General features: G+C 67.5%; 19 protein-coding genes. 17 read left to right on the forward strand and 2 right to left on the reverse strand.

Translation table 11 applies throughout. From position 1 onward, the window contains the following. The first annotated feature begins 81 nt into the window (after positions 1–81). From AC1ROW_RS19455 to AC1ROW_RS19470, 4 genes are read left to right on the forward strand one after another with little or no spacing between them, the layout of a single operon-like run. A complete protein-coding gene (locus AC1ROW_RS19455) occupies positions 82–1,584 on the forward strand; it encodes a benzaldehyde dehydrogenase (protein WP_493020926.1) in 1,503 nt (500 codons plus the stop codon). Positions 1,585–1,589: 5 nt separating this feature from the next. Beyond that, positions 1,590–2,417 carry a DUF8021 domain-containing protein gene (locus tag AC1ROW_RS19460; protein WP_493020928.1) on the forward strand — a complete coding sequence of 276 codons (828 nt, stop codon included), beginning with the start codon at positions 1,590–1,592 and terminating at the stop codon, positions 2,415–2,417. Next, positions 2,414–3,721, forward strand: a complete 1,308-nt coding sequence (locus AC1ROW_RS19465; protein WP_493020930.1) for an acyl-CoA dehydrogenase family protein — start codon at positions 2,414–2,416, stop codon at positions 3,719–3,721. Before AC1ROW_RS19460 ends, AC1ROW_RS19465 begins: the two co-directional genes overlap by 4 nt. Beyond that, the gene (locus tag AC1ROW_RS19470; RefSeq protein ID WP_493020931.1) at positions 3,721–4,515 is read left to right on the forward strand and encodes an SDR family NAD(P)-dependent oxidoreductase; all 795 of its coding nucleotides are present in this window, start codon (positions 3,721–3,723) and stop codon (positions 4,513–4,515) included. Before AC1ROW_RS19465 ends, AC1ROW_RS19470 begins: the two co-directional genes overlap by 1 nt. A gap of 60 nt (positions 4,516–4,575) precedes the next feature. Here AC1ROW_RS19470 and AC1ROW_RS19475 read toward each other — a convergent pair whose 3' ends face one another. Then, positions 4,576–5,295: a TetR/AcrR family transcriptional regulator gene (locus tag AC1ROW_RS19475; RefSeq protein WP_493020933.1), complete on the reverse strand. Its 720-nt coding sequence runs from the start codon at positions 5,293–5,295 to the stop codon at positions 4,576–4,578. 174 nt (positions 5,296–5,469) lie between these two features. Between AC1ROW_RS19475 and AC1ROW_RS19480 the strand changes: the two genes are divergently transcribed. From AC1ROW_RS19480 to AC1ROW_RS19495, 4 genes are read left to right on the forward strand one after another with little or no spacing between them, the layout of a single operon-like run. After that, positions 5,470–5,976, forward strand: a complete 507-nt coding sequence (locus AC1ROW_RS19480; RefSeq protein WP_493020935.1) for a flavin reductase family protein — start codon at positions 5,470–5,472, stop codon at positions 5,974–5,976. Positions 5,977–6,000: 24 nt separating this feature from the next. Next, the gene (locus AC1ROW_RS19485) at positions 6,001–7,638 is read left to right on the forward strand and encodes an FAD-dependent monooxygenase (RefSeq protein ID WP_493020937.1); all 1,638 of its coding nucleotides are present in this window, start codon (positions 6,001–6,003) and stop codon (positions 7,636–7,638) included. Next, positions 7,638–8,579: a VOC family protein gene (locus AC1ROW_RS19490; protein ID WP_493020939.1), complete on the forward strand. Its 942-nt coding sequence runs from the start codon at positions 7,638–7,640 to the stop codon at positions 8,577–8,579. The genes AC1ROW_RS19485 and AC1ROW_RS19490 overlap by 1 nt, the downstream gene beginning before the upstream one ends. Next, entirely contained in the window at positions 8,579–9,400 is an 822-nt protein-coding gene (locus tag AC1ROW_RS19495) for a fumarylacetoacetate hydrolase family protein (protein ID WP_493020941.1), read from the forward strand. The genes AC1ROW_RS19490 and AC1ROW_RS19495 overlap by 1 nt, the downstream gene beginning before the upstream one ends. 13 nt (positions 9,401–9,413) lie before the next feature. Here the strand turns inward: AC1ROW_RS19495 and AC1ROW_RS19500 are convergent, their stop codons facing one another. Then, positions 9,414–10,388, reverse strand: a complete 975-nt coding sequence (locus AC1ROW_RS19500; RefSeq protein WP_493020943.1) for an acyl-CoA thioesterase — start codon at positions 10,386–10,388, stop codon at positions 9,414–9,416. 380 nt (positions 10,389–10,768) lie between these two features. On the opposite strand from AC1ROW_RS19500, the gene AC1ROW_RS19505 reads away from it, so the two are divergent. From AC1ROW_RS19505 to AC1ROW_RS19545, 9 genes are all read left to right on the forward strand, one after another. Beyond that, positions 10,769–11,422: a DedA family protein gene (locus AC1ROW_RS19505; RefSeq protein ID WP_493020945.1), complete on the forward strand. Its 654-nt coding sequence runs from the start codon at positions 10,769–10,771 to the stop codon at positions 11,420–11,422. Between the two features lie 220 nt (positions 11,423–11,642). Beyond that, on the forward strand, positions 11,643–12,806 hold the full coding sequence (locus AC1ROW_RS19510; protein ID WP_493020947.1) for an ABC transporter substrate-binding protein: 1,164 nt from the start codon (positions 11,643–11,645) through the stop codon (positions 12,804–12,806). An 18-nt stretch (positions 12,807–12,824) separates the two neighbouring features. Continuing rightward, positions 12,825–14,627: an ABC transporter permease gene (locus AC1ROW_RS19515; RefSeq protein ID WP_493020949.1), complete on the forward strand. Its 1,803-nt coding sequence runs from the start codon at positions 12,825–12,827 to the stop codon at positions 14,625–14,627. Next, positions 14,624–15,484, forward strand: coding sequence for an ABC transporter ATP-binding protein (locus AC1ROW_RS19520; protein WP_493020951.1), 861 nt, complete (start codon positions 14,624–14,626; stop codon positions 15,482–15,484). Before AC1ROW_RS19515 ends, AC1ROW_RS19520 begins: the two co-directional genes overlap by 4 nt. Further along, a complete protein-coding gene (locus tag AC1ROW_RS19525; protein WP_493020953.1) occupies positions 15,481–16,230 on the forward strand; it encodes an ABC transporter ATP-binding protein in 750 nt (249 codons plus the stop codon). Before AC1ROW_RS19520 ends, AC1ROW_RS19525 begins: the two co-directional genes overlap by 4 nt. Beyond that, complete coding sequence (locus AC1ROW_RS19530; protein WP_493020955.1) at positions 16,227–17,273, forward strand: putative FMN-dependent luciferase-like monooxygenase; 1,047 nt, start codon at positions 16,227–16,229, stop codon at positions 17,271–17,273. The genes AC1ROW_RS19525 and AC1ROW_RS19530 overlap by 4 nt, the downstream gene beginning before the upstream one ends. Positions 17,274–17,311: 38 nt before the next feature. Continuing rightward, complete coding sequence (locus AC1ROW_RS19535; protein ID WP_493020957.1) at positions 17,312–17,899, forward strand: CMD domain protein; 588 nt, start codon at positions 17,312–17,314, stop codon at positions 17,897–17,899. Next, the gene (locus AC1ROW_RS19540) at positions 17,896–18,501 is read left to right on the forward strand and encodes an alkylhydroperoxidase domain protein (protein ID WP_493020959.1); all 606 of its coding nucleotides are present in this window, start codon (positions 17,896–17,898) and stop codon (positions 18,499–18,501) included. Before AC1ROW_RS19535 ends, AC1ROW_RS19540 begins: the two co-directional genes overlap by 4 nt. Before the next feature lie 300 nt (positions 18,502–18,801). After that, positions 18,802–19,554 (forward strand): creatininase family protein, encoded by a 753-nt coding sequence (locus tag AC1ROW_RS19545; RefSeq protein WP_493021060.1) that lies wholly within the window; start codon positions 18,802–18,804, stop codon positions 19,552–19,554. Positions 19,555–19,574 lie beyond the last annotated feature (20 nt).

Raw genomic sequence — 19,574 nt, forward strand, 5'->3', positions numbered from 1 at the left:
CAGTCACAGACCACGATCCCCTGACCGACGAAACCGTGCTGACGCGCGCGCCGGTCACGATTGACGCGAAGGAGCGCCATCATGACGATCACCACGCATGACACGATCGACCTGCTCGACGACGAGGGGATCTTCGCCCGCTCGAACTGGAGCGGCAGGATCTTCAACGGCCAGTGGGTCACCCCGCGCGGGGGCGAGGTCACGGTCACGGAGACCGCGACCGGAGCACTGCTCGGCACAGTGGGCCTCGCGAACGCCGAGGACGTCCTGACGGCCACCCGGCGCGCGGCGGAGGTGCAGCCGGCTTGGGCGGACACCCCTGTGGAGGAGCGCGCGGCGATCCTCCGCCGCGCCGCCGGGCTGCTCGAGCAGCATCGGGCGAAGCTCGAGGTCTGGGACATGCGGGAGAAGGGCGGCACCGCCGCCAACGTCGGTTTCGAGTTCCAAGCGGGGATCGGCGAGCTCTACCACGCCGCCGCGATCCTCACGGAACCCGCGGGCCAGATCCTTTCGCCCGTGGCCGCGGGAGAGCTCTGGCTCGCGCGACGCGTTCCGATTGGCGTCGTCGGGGTCATCACGCCGTGGAACATGCCGCTCGTGCTCGCACTGCGCTCCGTTGCGCCGGCCCTCGCGCTGGGCAATGCCGTCGTGCTGAAGCCGGATCTGCAGACCCCGATCCTCGGTGGTGTCGTGCTCGCCCAGGTACTCGCAGCCGCCGGGCTCCCGGAGGGCGTCTTCCATGTCGTTCCCGGCGGCGCCGGAGTCGGCGAAGCCCTGGTGACCGCCCCCGAACCGCGGCTGATCACGTTCACGGGTTCGACGGCGGTCGGTCGGCGCGTCGGTGAGCTGGCGAGCAATCACCTCAAGAAGGTCTCGCTCGAGCTCGGCGGCAAGTCGCCCTTCATCGTGCTCGACGACGCCGACCTCGAAGCCGCTTCTTCGGCCGGCGCTTTCGGGTCGTTCTTCCACCAGGGCCAGATCTGCATGGGGTCCGGTCGGCACATCGTGCGGCGGGAGATCGCCGAGGACTACATCGAGATCCTCACTGCTCGCGCCGAGCGTCTCGCCGTCGGCGACCCGTTCCGGACCGATGCGCCCATCGGTCCGGTGATCAACCTCAAGCAGGTCGAACGTGTGCAGCGGATAGTCACGGATTCGGTCGCCGCCGGTGCGAGGCTGACGACAGGCGGCAGCCACGACGGACTCTTCTACAAACCCACCGTCCTGGTCGATGTCAAGCCCGGTACCAGCGCCTACGAAGAGGAGATCTTCGGCCCGGTCGCGCCGGTCATCATCGCCGAGGATGACGAGGACGCGATCCGCATCGCCAACGACACACAGTACGGACTGTCAGGTGCCGTCTACACGTCCTCGTTCGAGAGGGGTTGGGCGATCGCCAATCGCATTCGCAGCGGCATGATCCACATCAACGACCAGACCATCGCAGACTTCGCGAACATCCCGATGGGCGGCATGGGCGCGTCCGGCAACGGCTCCCGGTTCGGCAGCACCACCAACTGGGACGAGTTCACCGAGTGGCAGTGGATCACCTACCGGCCGACGCAGATCACGTATCCGTTCTGATCGACATGCCCCATTCGACCACGCGACTCGGCGAGCGCGGCACCGTGTTCCTGCGCCGGCTCGCCGACGCCGACCCCGTTGAGCCGGCGACGTCGTTCCGGTTCACCGAGAATGGCCGCGTCGTAACCCGCCACGGCGGACGACTCGCGCTGGCGAGGTCGTTCACCGGATTGCAAGTGTTCGTCGACGAGGGTCGTGGGCAGGTCGTCGTCGTCGGACTTGCGGAGTTCGATGACGGTCACGACGCCTTTGCGCTGCGCTTGGGATTCGACGGTGACCTGGTGAGCGAGGCCGAGGCGATCGTCAGCACAGGGCGCACGGGCTTCTTCAATGCGGTCGAACAGCTCGCGAATCCCGACGTCCTCTACCTCGCGCCGGTTCCCGAGAACCGCAGAAGCGAGCCTGAGGAGCTGGTCCGGATCGCCGACAGCTATTGGGAGGCGATGGAGCAGGGCGACGGGAGCCTGGTCCCGGTCGGCTACCGCTGCGACTCGTACCACAACGGCAAGAAGGTCACGAACAACCTCGAACTGCTGCTCTCCCCGGACAAGGCGGTGCACACGGTGGCGTCGATCGTCGCTGGCACCCGCCCGGCGCGGCCGACCGTCGCAGATCGTCGCTTCCCGGTCGTCGACGTCGAGCTCGGCCTCGTGGTGAGCATCGTCGTCGCCGACTTCCACCCGATCCCGAGCGGTCGTCCGGACAGCGGGTCGTTCTATATGGCGGTCATTTTCAAGATCGTCGACAACGAGATCCGGATCTTCGATGAGATCCGGGAAATCCTTCCGCTCGGCACCACGAGCGGCTGGCAAGGCGCAGAAGGAGCACGATGACTACACCATCAATCCACGAGTCACCCCTCACGACCGAGACCGGCCGAGGGATCAGAGACGGCGTTCTGGCGCTCGTCCCGCAGATCCGAGTGGACGCGGCCGACGGCGAAAAGCTCGGGTGCCTGCCGCCGAGAACGCTCAGCGCGCTCGCGGAGCTGGATGTCTTCCGGCTCTCGATCCCGGAGAAGTTCGGCGGCCATGCGCTCGGCGCTCGCGACCTCGCTGAGATCGTCCTCGCGGTCGCTCGCGCGGACGGGTCCGCCGGCTGGCAGACCATGATCGCCAGCGGCTTCGCACGGGTGGTGCTCACGTTTCCCGAGCAGACGGTCTGCGAAGTCTACGACAGGACCAAGACCTGGGATGGCCCACTCGTGGCAAGCGCCTCGCTCTTCTCGGATCGCATCCAGCACGCGACGAAGGTCGACGGCGGGTACGTCGTCAAGGCTGGTGGCAAGTGGGGCTTCGGCAGCGGCAGCAAACATGCGGCGTACATGGTCGTCGGCGTGGGTGTCGAGCAGCCCGACGGAGAGTTCGACCGGATCGCGGTTCTCATGGAGAAGGGTCAGTACTCGCTCGTCGACGACTGGCACGTCATGGGGCTGTCCGGTTCGTCGAGCAACAGCGTGATGGTCACCGAAGACGTGTTCATCCCGGACCACAAAGTCGTCCCCCTCGCCGAGCTCACCGACCGGCTCAACGCCATCCACACGAAGTACGAGGGCCTGGGCCTGTCGATGGACGCGAGGGGACTCATGATCATCGTCTCCCTCGAAACGATGGGCATCGCGGTCGGCATGGCCGAAGGCGCATTCGACTGTTTTCTCGAGCAGACCCGGAACAAGAAGCCGTTCAACCTCGATTACCCCTCGCTCCAGGAGACACCTGCGACGCAGATCGTCGCGGGCAAAGTGCGTTCCATGATCAACGCCGCCCGTCAACTCCTGCTCGCGGGAGCTGACTTCATCGACCGGAAGGCGCTGGCGGGCGAGCCGTTCACTACGGCCGAGGAGACGGCTCTGCAGATGGACTTCGTCTACGCGGGCAACCTCGCCGGGCAAGCCATCGAGCAGATCCAATTCGCCATCGGCTCCGCCACGGTCGCCTTGAGCAACCCGATCCAGCGGTATGCCCGCGATGTCCGGGTAGCGCTCACGCACGGTTCGAACCGGCTAGACCCGTCCGCCGAACTCTCCGGCCGGGAGATCTTCGGCGTGTCGAGCGCAGCTGCGGGAATGGCCGGCACCCCCGGCATCGGCAAGGCCAAGGAGCGCGGTCTCGCGCAGAAGGAAGCAGGGAAGCACTGATGGATCTGAAACTCACCGGTAAACGGGCGCTCGTCACAGGCAGCAGTTCCGGCATTGGCGAGGGCATCGCGCTCCGCCTTGCCGAGGAAGGCGCGACCGTGATCGTGCACGGCAGGAACGAGGCGAGGACCGAGGCTGTCGCCGAGCGCATCCGTTCCGCCGGCGGGAGCGCTGAGACCGCCACCGGCGACCTCACCGATGCCACCGCGACCGAGGCCTTCCTCGACCGCGTCGTCGCTGCCGGGGGTGCCGACATCCTCGTCAACAACGCGGGGGGTCGTGCTGGGGGGTTCACACCTGAGCCTGTTTGGGAGACAACGGCGGAGCAGTGGCTCGCGACCTATCGCCTCAACCTCCTCAGCGCCGTCGCGACCACGCAGCGTCTCGTCCCTGGAATGATCGAGAGAGGCTGGGGTCGCGTCATTCACGTGGCCAGCGCCGTGGCACTGCACCAGCCGCCGGCCTTCGCCGACTATCAGGGCGCGAAGGCCGCGGAGATCAACTACGCGCGCAGCCTGGCCAGAGGGCTCGGCGGGACCGGCGTCACCGCGAACTCGATCAGTGTCGGGATCATCGCCACGCCGGATTCCGAGGTCGAGCTGCTCAAGGCGGCCGCCTCGCTCGGAGCGGACGATTGGCGCGCCGTCGAGAAGGAGATCGCGAACACCGTCTTCCGCCAGCAAGTGCCGCGGATCGGTCGCCCCGACGACATCGCATGGGCCATCGCCTACCTTGCGAGCCCGCGGGCGGATTTCGTCACCGGCACGAACATCGTCGTCGACGCCGGCATCTGAACGGAAGAAACCGATCCGGTCGGCCGGGCCGCGTCATTCGTGACGACGGCCCGGTCGCGTCTAGTCCTGATTAATGCGCTCGGCCAGCCACAAGTAGTCGGGCGTCGGGGGTGCGCTCAAGAGCTCCCCGTCGACGTCCCAGAGCGAGACGGGCCGGAGGCTTTTCAGAAACATGTGTGTGACCCAGTCCGCGTGCCGGCCCACGAGTTCGGTGTCGGGACGGAAGCCGGCATCGAGCAGCGCATCGACTTCGAAGGTCGCTGCCGCGATCCGGACGAAAAGCGCGGCGTGGTTACGCGCGTCGACGATCTGGTAGCCGAAGCGCTCCGCATCCTCTTCGAGGATCGCGATCACGACATCGACCACGTGCGGCGCGCCCGGCACGAGCCTGCTCGTGAGGTCGGGCTTGTCCCTCGCCTCTAGGATCATGACCCGGTGGAAGGCGATGAATGTCTCCGAGGTCAGCGACTCGACGAGCATCTTCGCCAGTGTCGTCAGCTTCTCGAACGTACTCAGGGAGTCATCGATTTGGAGGCGATCGTAATCGACGTCCAAGAGCGTGACCGCGCGTTTCGCCATTGCATGGTAGAGAGCCAGCTTGTCTCCGAAGTGCGCATAGACCGTCGTCTTCGAGACGCCTGCCCGAGCGGCCACTGCGTCCATCGAGGTGAGGTCGTAGCCCTGCGAGTTGAATAGTTCGACAGACGCGGCGAGGATTGCCTCTCGCTTCGAAGCGCGCCCCCGAGGACGCGGGGGAGCGTCCACGCGTTCTTCGCTCAAAAGTGTCCTCCATCCTGCACCGGTGCGGTGCTACCTGGTCGGGCGGGCCGGCGCCGATCATCGCTGACCGCGGCGGTTGTCCGACAGTCTACTGAACTTCGGGTTCAGAATCAGTTGCGATAATTCTGGACTCAGAGTACAGTTTAGTCATCTCACTCGATGGAGAGGAAGCTCATGACCTACACCGGTGGCTCGCTGCAACTGCCCGTGACCGTGGACGCGGACGCCTTCAAAGGCGCAATGGGTGCGGTTCCCTCTCCTGTCTCGATCGTCACCACATATGACGGTGTGCCCCATGGCACGACCGTCGGCGCATTCATGTCGCTCTCGATCGACCCGACGATGGTGCTCATCTCGCTGCAGAAGTCGTCCGCGCTGCTCGAGGTGCTCCACCGGACCGAGCGTTTCGGACTGAACGTCCTCGGCGAGCGGCAGGCCGGCATCGCGGGACAGTTCGCAAAGAAGGGCATCGACCGCTTCGCGGGCATCGACTGGGAACTGGTCAATGGAGTGCCCCGGATCGACGGGGACGCGTCGTTCGTGGCCTGCCACGTCTTCCAGATCATCAGCGCAGGCGACCACATCATCGTCACGGGTGTGGTCGACCATGCCGAGAATTCGACCGATCCGGGCCTCGTCTATCAGCACCGGAAGTTCGGCACCTTCTCAGCGCTGGCCTGACGGCTCCCTCGCGCCGTGAGACGTGTGGCAATCGTAGGGGCGGGCCCCGTCGGGAAGACCGCGGCACTGCTGTTGGCGAGCTATGGCGTGGCCACGGTTCTCATCGAGAAGGGTGACGGTCTCAGCGACGAGCCCAAGGCGATCAGCGTGGACGACGAGACACTGAGGATCTACCAGCAAGCGGGCATCGTCGACGACGTCCTGCGAATCATCGTGCCCGGGCTCGGGACGAAGTACTTCGACTCCGAGGGCCGGCCGTTGTTCGTCGGCGGGTCGCCGCGGGTCGGCCGCTTCGGATACCCGTTCAAGAACCCGTTCAGCCAGCCTGAGCTCGAGCGGGTACTGCACGCAGCGCTGATCCGAGAGCCCCTTGTGACCTATCTCACCGGCCACCAGGTGTTGGAGGTCGGTCAGTCGCCCGAGGCGGTGACGGCTCGCGTCGCGGCACCGGACGGGACGGAGTTCGACCTCTCTGCCGCGTTCCTCATCGGTGCAGACGGCGGACGCTCCACCGTGCGCACCCGCAGCGGCATCCAGATGACGGGGCGCAGCTACCCGGGCGCCTGGCTGGTCATCGACACCACCGGTGACCCGCACGATGAACGCTACGGCCTGCACTACGGTGACCCGCGCCGTCCGCACGTGATCGTTCCCGGCTTGGACGGCCGGTGCCGGTACGAGTTCCCCGTCTCCCCGGAGGAATGCGAACCGGGCGCGGAACCGCCTCTGGCGCTGATCCAGCGGCTCGTCGCGCCGTACCGCACCATCTCGCCGGACCAGATCGACCGCGCAGTCGTCTACCGTTTCCACGCGCTCAACGCGACGCGTTACCGCTTGGGCAGGGTGTTCCTCGCCGGCGACGCCGCGCACATGATGCCTCCGTTCGCCGGTCAGGGACTGAACTCCGGCATGCGCGACGTGTTCAACCTCTCCTGGAAGCTCTCGCAGGTGCTCGAGGGCGCGATGGCCGAGTCCGCACTCGACAGCTACGACAGCGAACGACGCCCCCAAGCGGGTCGTGTCGTTGCGTTCAGTGAACGGCTCGGACGTGTGGTCATGACCGAGAACGCCCGGCTCGCCCAGGCCAGAGACCGGATCGTGCGCCGTCACATCGCCAACCCAGACGGTCGACGATTCTTCGAGCGGATGGCGTACCGTCCGCCGCTGACGCTCAGGCGAGGCTTGCTCGTCCCCGGCGAGGGACCGATCGGGGATGCGCTGCCGCAGCCGCGGGTGTTCGATCTCATGGACGGCGCGATCGCCCTGCTCGACGCATCCCTCGGCTGCGGCTGGGTGATTCTGGGAGTACAGGTGGATGCCTCGGCGTGGGCCGCCGCAGCCCCTGTCGTAGCGCTGACCGGCGCGCAACGCGTGCATGTCGATGTGGACGGTCACAATCCGCACCGTCTCCCGGTCGACCGGATCATCACCGACGTCGATGGCGGCCTCGCGGACGCCCTCCGTGCCCGCACCGGACGATTTCTCCTCGTCCGCCCCGATCGTGTTCTCGCGGCGTCGTGGGCGCCGGTGGAGCACGACGAGATCATCGCGGCGGTCACGCCGTGGTTCACCAGCGCATCGATCGGTGACGCTGATCAGCCAGCCGAGGCTGTTGCCGCGGCTCGCAGTGCGGGCCAGGCCCGCGCAGAAGGGACAAGGTAATGGCAACCACAGTGTTCACCGAGAACACCACCGTCGCCGGTGCTCTCCGGAAGACGGCTGTGTCGCACATCGGCTTCCAGGTACCGGACGTCGAGGGGACCAGCATCTTCTACCAGCGGATCCTCGGAATGGTCGAGCACGCTCGCCTGGACAACGGTGGCATTCGCCTCGGCTGGGGGGTCGGACACCACGTCGTCGACCTGTACCCGGGTGAGCAGACGCTGTTGCACTACGGCTTCGAGGTTCGCGAAGAGGGCGGTCTGAACGGTATCCGTCAGAGGCTAAGCGCTGCTGCGATACCGTTCTCCACCCTCGACCCCGGGTTCATCGACGAAGGCGTCGGTCTCGTGGAGGGGCTCGTCGTGGACGACCCCGACGGCACCCCTGTCCACTTCCACTCGCAGGTGCAGCGCTCTGGCGAGAACTCCGCCGACACCGGCCGGCGACCCATCAAGTTCCAGCACACCACCCTCGCCAGCGCGGATGCGCCCCGAATCGTGGACTTCTTCGTCAACGTCATCGGGTTCAAGCTCACCGACAAGCTCGACAACGACTCGTTCTTCTGGATGCGCAGCGACCTCGATCATCACACTCTGGCGTGCGTGGAGACCGGTGTGGTCGGCGACATCGACCACTACTCGTACGACCTGGCCGAGTGGGCCGACTTCAAGGACTGGAGCGACCGTCTCACCGAGCTCGGCGTCGACGTGCAGTGGGGCCCCGGCCGACACGGGCCCGGCAACAACCTGTTCGTGTTCTTCGACGACCCCGCCGGCAACCATGTGGAACTCTCCGCCGAGATGGAGAAGTTCCACGACGACATCGCCCGTATCCACCACCGGGAGTGGACGCCGACTCCGAAGTCGGTGAATCTGTGGGGTGGCCAGACGCCCAAGTGGCGCAGGGTCGGTCCGAAAGAGCGTGCGGAAGGAACCGCCTGATGCCCTTCGTCACCGCTCTGATCGACGGGGTGTCCCGTGTCACACGGCTCGAGTCGGACGGCACGTATTCGCCGCTGGATGGACCGAGCGAGCTCGGCCCCGACACCGATATCGACACGCTGGCAGCTCTCACGCCGTCCGGTCCTCGTGTCGCTGCCTCCGAGGTGACCCTGCGGTCGCTTATCCCTAACGCCGGGAAGATCTTCTGCGTAGGGCTCAACTATCACGATCACATCAGCGAGACCAAGCGTGACCTGCCGACGTACCCGGTCCTCTTCCCCAAGTATGCATCGAACCTGATTGCGCCCGACGGCGACATCGCGAAGCCGGCAGAGACCGCGCAACTGGACTATGAAGCCGAGCTCGCGGTCGTGATCGGTCGGGCGGGGCGGCGGATCCCCGAAGCGGATGCCCTGTCGCATGTGCTCGGGTACGCCGCCGCCAACGACGTGACGGTTCGCGACTTCCAGTACAAGACCCACCAATGGTTGCAGGGCAAAGCCTGGGACAACACGACCCCCGTCGGTCCTTTGTCGACCCCCGACGAGGTGGACGTATCCGACGCGCGGATCAGCCTGACACTCAACGGGCGGACGCTTCAGGAGGCCTCCACGGCCGATCTGATCTTCTCCATTCCGTTTCTGATCGCGACCGTGTCGCAGTTCACCGAGCTGAACCCGGGGGACTTCATCCTCACAGGTACGCCGGGAGGCGTCGGGTTCCGCCGGGATCCGCAGGTGTTCCTGACGCCTGGTGACGAGGTGACGGTGGAGATCGCTGGCCTCGGAGCGATCACCAACCGGGTCGTGGGCGAGGGCTAGCGAGCGGAGCCGGTCACTGTGCAGCGAAGCGCGCCAGCCCCGGCGGGATCCGTGCGATGTCGTTTCGAAGCTGGATCAACTCCTTTGCGTGGGCGTCCAGGCGCCTGTCCTCGGCGGTGATCGGAACTAGCTGGTCGATCGGCTTCGCATGCCTGTCGCCGTCGAGGTCGACGAAGATGCTTAAGCACTGGGTGGTCAATTGCAGGTCGCGGGGAGTCGCCGGGTCGGCGGAGCGGACGCGCACGCTGACATGCATGCTGTGTTCGCCCGTGTGGATGAGCCGGGCATCCAGTTCCACCAGATGGCCGATGTGGATCGGTCGGTAGAAGTGGATTCCGCCGGCGTAGACGGCCACGGCGGCGTTGGAGCTCCAGCTGGCGGCGCAGGCGTACGCCGTCTCGTCGATCCACCGCATCACGGTGCCGCCATGGGCTTTGCCGCCCCAGTTGGCGTCGCCGGGTGCGGCCAGGAATCGGAACACGGTGCGCGGTGCGGTTCCGGCCTCGGTGTACTTCTGACCGAGCATGGCCTCCTGGATCCGTCTCCGCGGCTCGATGCGTTCCTGTGCTCTGCGGTGCAGGAGGTGCTGAGCCTCGCCCCATGGCTTCCACTCCGGAACGGTCTGCGGGGCGCCGGTCTCGTCGACGGCGACGAAGACGAGGAGGCAGTGCGTGGCATTCGTGAACGTGCGGTCGCGGGCGTCGGCGGTGTCGACCGAGACGAAGACGTGCATGCTCGTGCGGCCGGTGTAGATGATCCGTGCGTGCGCCTGCACGATCGACCCAGCCGGGATCGGCCTCGTGAAGTGGACATCACCGACATACGCCGTCACACAGTAGGACGAGCTCCAGCCGACCGCGCACGCGTATCCCGTCTTGTCGATCCACTCCAGCACACGTCCGGCTTGCACGGAGTCGCCTGCTGCGTCCATGTCCGAGGGCGCCACGAGGAAGCGGAGGGTGATCTCGTCGACTGGGGGAGCTGTCACTCCACCACCGTCTCGTGCATTCGCGCGGGAACTGGCCGTGTTACGCCGGAAAGAATTCGGAACTTTGCGAGTTCATGAATTCTTCCGGCTCGCATTGAACAATCGCTCCGTCGCGCGCCACGCGAGTTCGGCTGAGCTCGTGGGGCGGATCAAATCTGCGCACACTTTGCGCACAACCGAGTGAGGTCGTATAGGTTCGGAGCGCGTCACCTGAGCTTCTAGACCGTTGATTTTCCGCGGTTCTAGGGTCACGCCCGGACGGCCAGAGAACCGCGGATAGAGTTCGAATCCCACGCCCTCCGCTGTTCAGGTGCGAAGGTCTCCGAGGAGCCCCCGGTTTCTTAGAGGCACCTTGCGACGGCCTGGAGAGACTGGGCGCTATGGTCCTCCACTCGAGCATCCCCCTTCTTGACGCGTCGTCCTGGCTGCACGCGTTCGGGCCGTGGGTGCTGGTCGGCATCGCGGTCGTCGTGTTCATCGAGTCCGGGGTGCTGTTCCCGTTCCTTCCCGGTGACTCGCTGCTGATCACCGCCGCCATCCTCGCGCCTCACCTCGACATCCAGCCCTGGCAGATCGTGGTCGTCGCCGCGGTCGCCGCGTTCGCGGGAGATCAGGTCGGCTACTGGCTCGGGAAACGGTTCGGGCGGCGCCTCTTCAAGCCGGACGCGCGCATCCTCAAGACGGAGCGGCTCGAGGCGGCCGACGCGTTCTTCGCTCGCTATGGCGGTGTCTCGCTGGTGCTGGGCCGTTTCGTGCCATTCGTGCGAACCTACGTCCCGCTGGCGGCCGGAATCGCGGCGATGAGGTACCGGCGCTTCCTGCTCTGGAACGCGCTCGGCGGTGTGAGCTGGACCATCGTCATGGTGGTCCTCGGGGTGCTGCTCGGCGGCATCCCGCTGGTGGCGAACAACATCGACGTACTGATGATCGTCGTCGTCGTCGTGTCGGTCCTGCCCATCGTGATCGGCGCGCTGCGCCGCCGCCGCGCACGAGCCTCTGAGTCCGCCCAGGAGGAGAGCGCTCCCGTCGAGTGACTCGGCCCGCCTCGTCGGCTCATCTCCCCGATAGCCTCGGCCTGCTGACTGCCCCAAGGACCCTCTAAGCACTTCGCCGTGGTCTTTGCAACTTTCGTGACGTCTGTTGAGCGCGACTACCGAATGTGACGACGGAGGATGCGGTCCGGGTGCTCGTGCTCCTAGCGTCGGCGATGCACCCCACCCCGCGTCACTCTCCGCCCGATCGAAGGACACAGCCATGAAGAGAACTCTCCGGAGCGCCGCCGTCGTCTCCGTCGCCGCTCTCACCGTCGCCGGACTCGCCGCCTGCGCGAGCGGCTCGTCGGCCGCCACCGGAGGCTCCTCGTCCGGGAAGAGCCCCGTCTACTTCGGAGTGAGCGCCGCAGAGACCGGCCAGTATGCGCAGTACGGCCAGCAGTTCAAGGAGGCGTTCGACCTCGCCGTCGAGGAGGTCAACGCGAAGGGCGGCATCAACGGCCACCCCGTCGCGCTCAAGTACGAGGACTCGCAGTCCGACCCCAAGCAGTCGGTCGCGGTCGCGCAGAAGTTCGTCGGTGACGACAGCGTCAGCCTGGTCTTCGGCGACTACTCCTCGGCCGCGTCCATCCCCGCCTCCCCGATCTACACCGCGGGCAAGCTGCTGCAGTACGGCTTCAACAACTCGAACCCGGACTTCACCGCCAAGGGAACGCAGTACCAGTGGTCGACCTCCATCACCACGAGCGCGACCTACACGTGGACCGCCGACTACATCAAGAAGCAGGGCATCAAGTCCGTCGGCGTGACCTACCTGAACACCGCCGACTGGGGCATCCCGGCGTTCAACGCGTTCAAGGATGAGGCCAAGAAGATCGGCCTGAAGATCACCGACGCGGAGGGCGTGCTCGACACCTCGGACGACTACCGGCCGTCGCTCACGAAGGCCGTGGCCGGCAAGCCCCAGGCCTTCGTCCACATCGGCTACGGACCGGACGCCGCCAAGCTGGTCACGCAGCTGCGCGCGATCGGTTACTCCGGCACCTTCTACGGTGGGCAGGACGAGCAGTCGTTCGACGGCACCAAGGACGCCGAGGGCGCGATCAACGGCGCCGAGTTCCTCGCCTCCAACCCCGCCACGGAGGTCCAGGACTTCGTGAAGGCGTTCAAGAAGAAGTACCCGAACGAGTCGGAGGTCACCGGCTTCGAGGCCGGCGCCTACGACGCCCTCCACGTCGCGGTCGCCGCGGCGAAGATCGGCGGCACCACCCGCGAGGGCATCCTGGCCGGCTTCAAGAAGGTCAAGGACGTGCCGAGCGTCGTCTACGGGAAGATCACCTTCGACCAGTCGACCCGCCGCGTCGCGTCTCCGCAGCTCACCCCGAGCATCCTGAAGAGCGGGAAGTGGGTCGCGTACAACGGCTGAGCCGCTGAAACGCACACCATGCTCGACACACTGATCGCCGGCCTGCTCCGAGGGAACGTCTACGCCCTCGGAGCAGTCGGCATCTCCCTCGTCTTCGGCGTCATGAATGTCGTCAACTTCGCCCAGTTCTCGTTCTTCGGGCTGGGCGCGATGCTGTCCTGGTTCTTCGTCGTGAAACTGGGACTGCCGTTCTGGCTGGCGCTGCTGCTCGTGCTCGCGATCTGCGGCGCGCTCGGGCTGCTGATCAACGTGACCGTCGTGCGCCCGCTGGCGAAGTTCCTGCCGCTAGCGGCGATGCTCTCGACGTACGCGATCTCGCTGATCCTCGACAACGCGTCGCAGGCCGCGTTCACGGCGCAGTTCAGGGTGTTCCCGGAGGTGCTGCCGACGTCGAACCTGCACATCGGCACCATGCGCTTCGGCACGAGCGACCTGGTCATGCTCGCCACGACCGCCGCCGTCATGGTCGTGATGACCGTCTTCCTCAAATACGGCAAGGTCGGCCGCGCCATCCGCGCGACCGCCCAGGACCAGGAGGCCGCCCTGCAGATGGGCATCCCGGTCGGCCAGGTGCAGCACTTGTCGTTCGTGATCGCCTCGGCGCTGGGAGGCCTGGCCGGCGTCTTCATCGCGCTCTACGTGGGCGTCGCCAACCCCAGCTCCGGTCTGGACGTCGGGCTCACCTCGTTCGTGGCCGCCACCCTCGGCGGTCTGGGCTCGCTCGTCGGAGCCGTGATCGGGGGCTTCGTGCTCGGCATCCTGGAGGCGTTCGGGATCCACTTCTTCGGCGACACCGCTCGCGAGATCATCGTCTTCGTCATCCTCATCGTCGTGCTCATCGTGCGGCCGGGCGGCCTCTTCGGGAAGGTCCCGCTGATCTCGGCCGAGCCGCTGACCGGCACCTTTCTCGGCAAGGGCCGGCCGCTGCGCATCCCGCGCTGGGTGTGGCCGCTCGCCTTCGTGGTGCTCGGGATCGTGGTGCCGCTGTTCGGCAACGACTACCTCCTGACCACCGGCACCCAGGTGCTCGTCTACGCGATCATCGCGGCCGGGTTCACGGTGACCGCCGGGCAGGCCGGCGTGCTCGCGCTCGGTCAGGCCGGCCCGATCGCGATCGGCGCGTACGCCTCCGCGCTCCTCACGCTCTACGTGCACGTGCCGTTCTGGGTGGCGCTGCCGCTCGCCGGGCTCGCGGCCGCGGTCGTCGCGTCGATCCTGGCGTCGCCGATCTGGGGCGTGAAGGGGCACTACGTCTCCATCGCCACGCTCGGTCTGGGGATCGCCATCGTCGCGGTGATCCAGCTGATCCTGCCGCAGGGGCTCTACAACATCCCGGTGCCGGAGTGGTTCGGGACACCGCTGAACACCCCGCAGGCGTACTACTGGATCGACTTCGGCGTGCTCGTGATCACGTTGCTGGTGATGTGGAGGCTGCGCACCTCGCACCTCGGCAAGTTGATCTCGTCGGTCGGCTCCGACGAGGTCGCGGCGCTCTCGTCGGGCGTGCGCGGCCGCGACTACAAGGCGCTCGCGTTCGCGGTCTCCGGATTCTTCGCCGGGATCGGCGGCTCGCTGCTGGCGCACCAGTACACCTACATCGACCCGACCATCTTCACGATGCTGATGTCGCTGCTCGTGGTGACCATCGTCATCCTCGGCGGCGTCGGTCTTCCGTACGGCGCCGTGGTGGGCTCGATCGTCCTGATCGGTGCGATGGAGCTGCTGCGGTTCACGCCCGAGCTGCGCATCATCGTCTACGGCCTGGTGCTGATCCTGGTCGTCCGCTTCCGCCCCGGCGGCATCCTGGTGAGGAACTCATGACCGCGGACACGCTGCTGAGCGTCCACCAGTTGGAGCGCCACTTCGACGGGCTGAAAGCCGTCGACGGCATCTCGTTCACCGTGCACCGCGGGGAGGTCGTCTCGATCATCGGCCCGAACGGCTCGGGCAAGACCACCACGCTCAACCTGGTCACCGGGGCGATCAGGCCGAACGGCGGCACCATCACCCTCGACGGGGAGCGGATCGAGCGGGCGGACAGCGCGCGCATCGCCGAGCACGGCATCGCGCGCACCTTCCAGAACGGGCGGGTGTTCGCGACGCTATCGGTGGCGGACAACATCGAGGTCGGCCTGCACACGACGCTGCGCGCGCACCGGCCGTTCCGGAGGCTGTCGAACCTGTTCCTGCTGCGCTGGATCCCGCTGCTCGCCGAGCTGTACATCGCGATCGTCGGGACGCCGTCCTCCCGCCGCGAGCGGGCTGCCATCGACGCCGTGGTGGAGGGTGAGATCGACCGGTTCGAGGCGCGCCTCGGCCCGCGCCGCGACGACCCGGCGTACTCGCTGAGCTACGCCAACCGGCGCCGCACCGAGATCGCCCGCGCGCTGGCGCTGGAGCCCAAGCTGCTCGTGCTCGACGAGCCGACCGCGGGCATGAACCAGTCCGAGACGGCGGAGGTGCTTGCACAGCTGCTCGAGCTCAAGGCCGCCGGCCAGAGCATCCTGCTCGTGGAGCACAAGCTCGACCTGGTCATGACGGTCTCCGACCGCGTCATCGTCATGGACGGCGGCCGCATCATCGCCGAGGGCCGTCCGGACGAGGTGCGCCGCGACACCGCCGTGGTGGAGGCCTACCTCGGGCGCCGTCGCGGACTCGGAGGGGTGGACCTGGCATGACGGGTACGACCGACCTGCTGGCGCTGGAGGACGTGAACGTCTACTACGGACCGTTCCACGCCCTGCGCGGCAACTCCCTCACCGTGGGGGAGGGTGAGATCGTCTCGCTGCTGGGCGGCAACGCGAGCGGCAAATCCACCACGATGAAGACCATCCTCGGGCTCGTGCGGCCGAAGTCGGGCACCGTGCGGTTCGACGGCGAGGACATCACGCACGCCTCCACGCGGCGGCGGGTGGCGGGAGGCATCGCGTCGGTGCCGGAGGCCCGCCGCGTGTTCCCCGAGATGACGGTGGACGAGAACCTGATCGCCGGTGCGTACACGCGCCGCTCCCGCTCGCGGGGGGACAAGGCCGCCCTCGCTGACGACCTGGACCGGATGCGCTCGCACTTCCCGCGCCTGGCCGAGCGCCGCAGGCAGCTGGCGGGCACGCTCTCCGGCGGCGAGCAGCAGATGCTCGCGTTCGCACGGGCGCTGATGAGCCGGCCGAGGCTCGTCTGCATGGACGAGCCGACCATGGGCCTCTCGCCGAAGCTCGTCGACCAGGTACTGGATGAGATCGTGCGCATCAACACCGAGCTCGGCGTGGCCGTGCTGTTCGTCGAGCAGCAGGCCGAGCTGGCGCTCTCCATCGCCTCCCGGGGCTACGTGCTCGCGACGGGCGCGATCGTGCTGCAGGGCACGGCGCGCGAATTGCTCGACGACCCGCAGATCCAAGAGGCCTACCTGGGAAAGGCGGCACAATGACCGACGACGGACTCACCGGGCGCCCGCGCCAGCGGCTCGGCTTCTTCACCCGGCTGCTCGACGACGGGACGGCCCTGGACCGCTACCGCAACGCGCTTGCGCAGTTCGTCCGCGCCGAGGAGGTCGGGCTCGACAGCGTGTGGGTCGCCCAGCACCACTTCCACGCCGACGAGGGTGGCCTCCCGTCGCCGTTCGTCCTGCTCGCGCAGGCGGCGGCCCTGACCTCCCGCATCCGCCTCGGCACCGGCATCGTCACTCTGCCCCTGGAGGCGCCGCTGCGCGTGGCGGAGGACGCCGCGGTGCTGCATCTGCTCTCCGGCGGGCGGGTCGAGCTCGGGATCGGTTCAGGCGGTACGCCGTCGTCGTTCCCGCCGTTCGGGCACGACCCGGCCGACCGCGCGGCGATCTACGACCGGCACCGGGAGACGCTGGTCTCCGCTCTGCGGGGCGAGACCGTGACCTCCGACGGTGGCGCGCTGTACCCGTGCGCGCCGGAGCTGCTCGACGTGATCTGGGAGGCCACCTTCTCGGCCGAGGGCGCTGCCCGGATCGGCCGCCGGGGCAACGGCCTGATGCTCTCGCGCACCCAGCCGCGGCGGGAGTGGGACGCGCCCACGTCCCCGCAGCTCCAGGAGGCGATCGTCGACGCCTACCTCGCCGCCCTGCCCGACGGCGTCGCGCCGCGCATCCTGGCCTCCCGGTCGGTGCTCGCGGTCGACACGGAGGCCGAGGCGGCCTCGTGGGTCCGGCGCGGGATCGACCGCGGCCGGGCGTTCGTCGACTCCCAGGGCCTGGCCGTGCCGGCCGGGACGACCGACGCCGAGCTCCTGGCGTGGCTCGACGTCCACATCGGCACACCGGAGCAGGTGCTCACCACGCTCGCCGCCGACACGATCCTCGCCCGGGCGACCGACGTCGCATTCCAGCCGCACCCCGTGGACCCGCCGCACGAGACCGTGCTGCGCTCCATCGAGCTCACCGCGGTGGTCGGGCGCGAACTGCTCGACTGGTCGCCGGCCGTGCCGGCGGCCGCCCTGCGCTGAACCCGTTCCGCACCGAACCGACCCTCGAAAGGACTTCCATGACCGCCGACGTCATCGACCAGCTGGTCGGTATCCGACCGGGCGACCCGCTCGACGCCCTGCGCGACCAGCGCCCCAACGCCCGGGCCAACGCGCAGGCGAGCTTCGACGCGCTGTTCGGCTCCGACGAGCTGTCCCACGTCGCCCAGCGGGAGCGGCTGGCCGTCGCCTACTGGACGGTCGCGCTCTCCAAGTCGGCCACCGCGACGTTCTACCGCGACCTCCTGGCGGTGGAGGACGCGGGCCTGCTCGCGGCGCTGGAGGCCGCGCTGCCCGGAGCGCTGACCGACGGACCGTACGGCGACTACCCGGAGGGTCCCCTGTCGGCCGAGAACGTCGACGGCCTCCACTGGCAGCCGTCGCCGGAGGTGCAGGCCGCGTCCGGCCAGCGCCTCGCCGCCGCGCTCGCGCACACGCATCTGCTCGTCTACCGGCCGCGCGACGCGTCGGCCGAGGCTCTCCAGGAGCTGCTCGACGCGGGCTGGTCGACTACCGGCATCGTCACGCTGTCGCAGCTCGTCGCGTTCCTCAGCTTCCAGCTCCGCGTGGTCGCGGGGCTGACCGCCCTGAAAGGAGAGCTCGCATGAGCGAGACGATCACCCGCACCGAGAATGAGGCCCCGAACGCTTTCACGCAGGAGCAGCTCGGCTGGGAGGCGTGGCTCGAGCCGCTGCCGCTGGAGGAGCTCACCGAGCGCCACTACGACGGCCTGGTCGACAAGGGCCGGGCCAACAGCTCGTACTTCCGGCTGCTCGTGCGCGATCCCGACATCCTCGGCGCCCGCACCCGGACCGACAACGACATCTTCTACAACGAGAAGGGCGGCCTGACCCGTGCTCTGCGCGAGCTGTCGGCCGCCGCGGCATCCCGCACGAACGGCTGCATCTTCTGCGCCTCCGTGCACGCGCGCTTCGCCAGCCACCACTCCAAGAGGCCGGACGACGTGCAGCGCCTCCTCGACGAGGGCACCGCGGCGCCGCAGGACGACCCGCAGTGGCGCGCGGTGATCGACGCGTCGGTGGCGCTCACGGCCATCCCGAACGAATTCGGGGCCGAGAACGTGCGTGCGCTGCGGGAGACCGGCCTGGACGACGTGGCGATCATCGACGCGATCAGTGGCGCCGCCTTCTTCAACTGGGCCAACCGCCTGATGCTGTCCCTGGGCGAACCGACGCCGCCGGCGGCGTGAGTCGGCGCCGGGCGAATGTTACGTTATCGGAACTCGGCGGTAACACCTCTGCACACCGCTCGGTTAGCCTCCCGGTAACACCCTCGACGAGGGCAGCTTTCTAGGGTTCCGCTCAGCACCGAGGTCTGGACCGAGAGAAGCGCCGGCGCATGACCGGACACCAGGGGACAAAAGCCCGGCAGGATTTGGGAGCGCACTGCTCCGCAGTCATGGAGAGCCGAACATGTCTCTCACAGAACATTCGCCGCTCATCGAGCACGCCTGCCGGAGGACAGCCTCGTGAGGTGGGCCGAATCGACCATGTCGCAGCTCGCTGCGGCCGGCCTGGACCATCGCGTCGGCCTGGTTCCGGTGGGCGCGACCGAGCAGCACGGTCCGCATCTCCCGACCGATACGGATACCCGCATCGCCATCGCGCTGTGCCACGCGGTCGAGAGGCGCCGGCCCGATGATCTCATCGTCTTGCCGCCGATCACCGTCGGGTCGAGCCTCGGCCACGGTATGGCTTTCCCGGGCACGTTGTCCCTGTTTCCGGACGAGTTGAGCCGAGTGCTGGTCCGTTACGCGGAGTGGGCGGCAGTGAGCGGCCTCACCCGAGTGTTGTTCGTCAACGGCCACATGGGCAACGCGACCCCGCTCGGATCGGCCACCGACGTCCTCCGGTTCCGACGGCCGGACCTTCGCTCCTCCTGGGTCGACTGGTGGCGCGCGGACGAGCGGGTGTCGGCACTCGTGAACGCCGACGGTGACGACATCCACGCGAATCGCGCAGAGACGTCGGTCGTACTCCACCTGAGCCCCGAACTGGTCGACACAGACGCGATGAGGGGCGCCGATGACCCGGACCGCACACAGGGTCTCACGTTCCGCTACACGGCCGAGTCGCTGTCGACGAACGGTGTGACGGGAAAGCCGTCACAAGCGACCGCCGACCTGGGCGGCGAAATCTTCGAACTCATCGTCGATGTCATCGACGCGAAGGTCTCCCATGCCCTCATCGAGCAGGTGCCGCTGCGGCGATCGCCTGCTCCGGCCACCCCGATCTGGATTTAGAGAGAGCACCTCATGAGCAT

This window comes from Leifsonia sp. GW821-FHT13C09 (assembly GCF_058806435.1).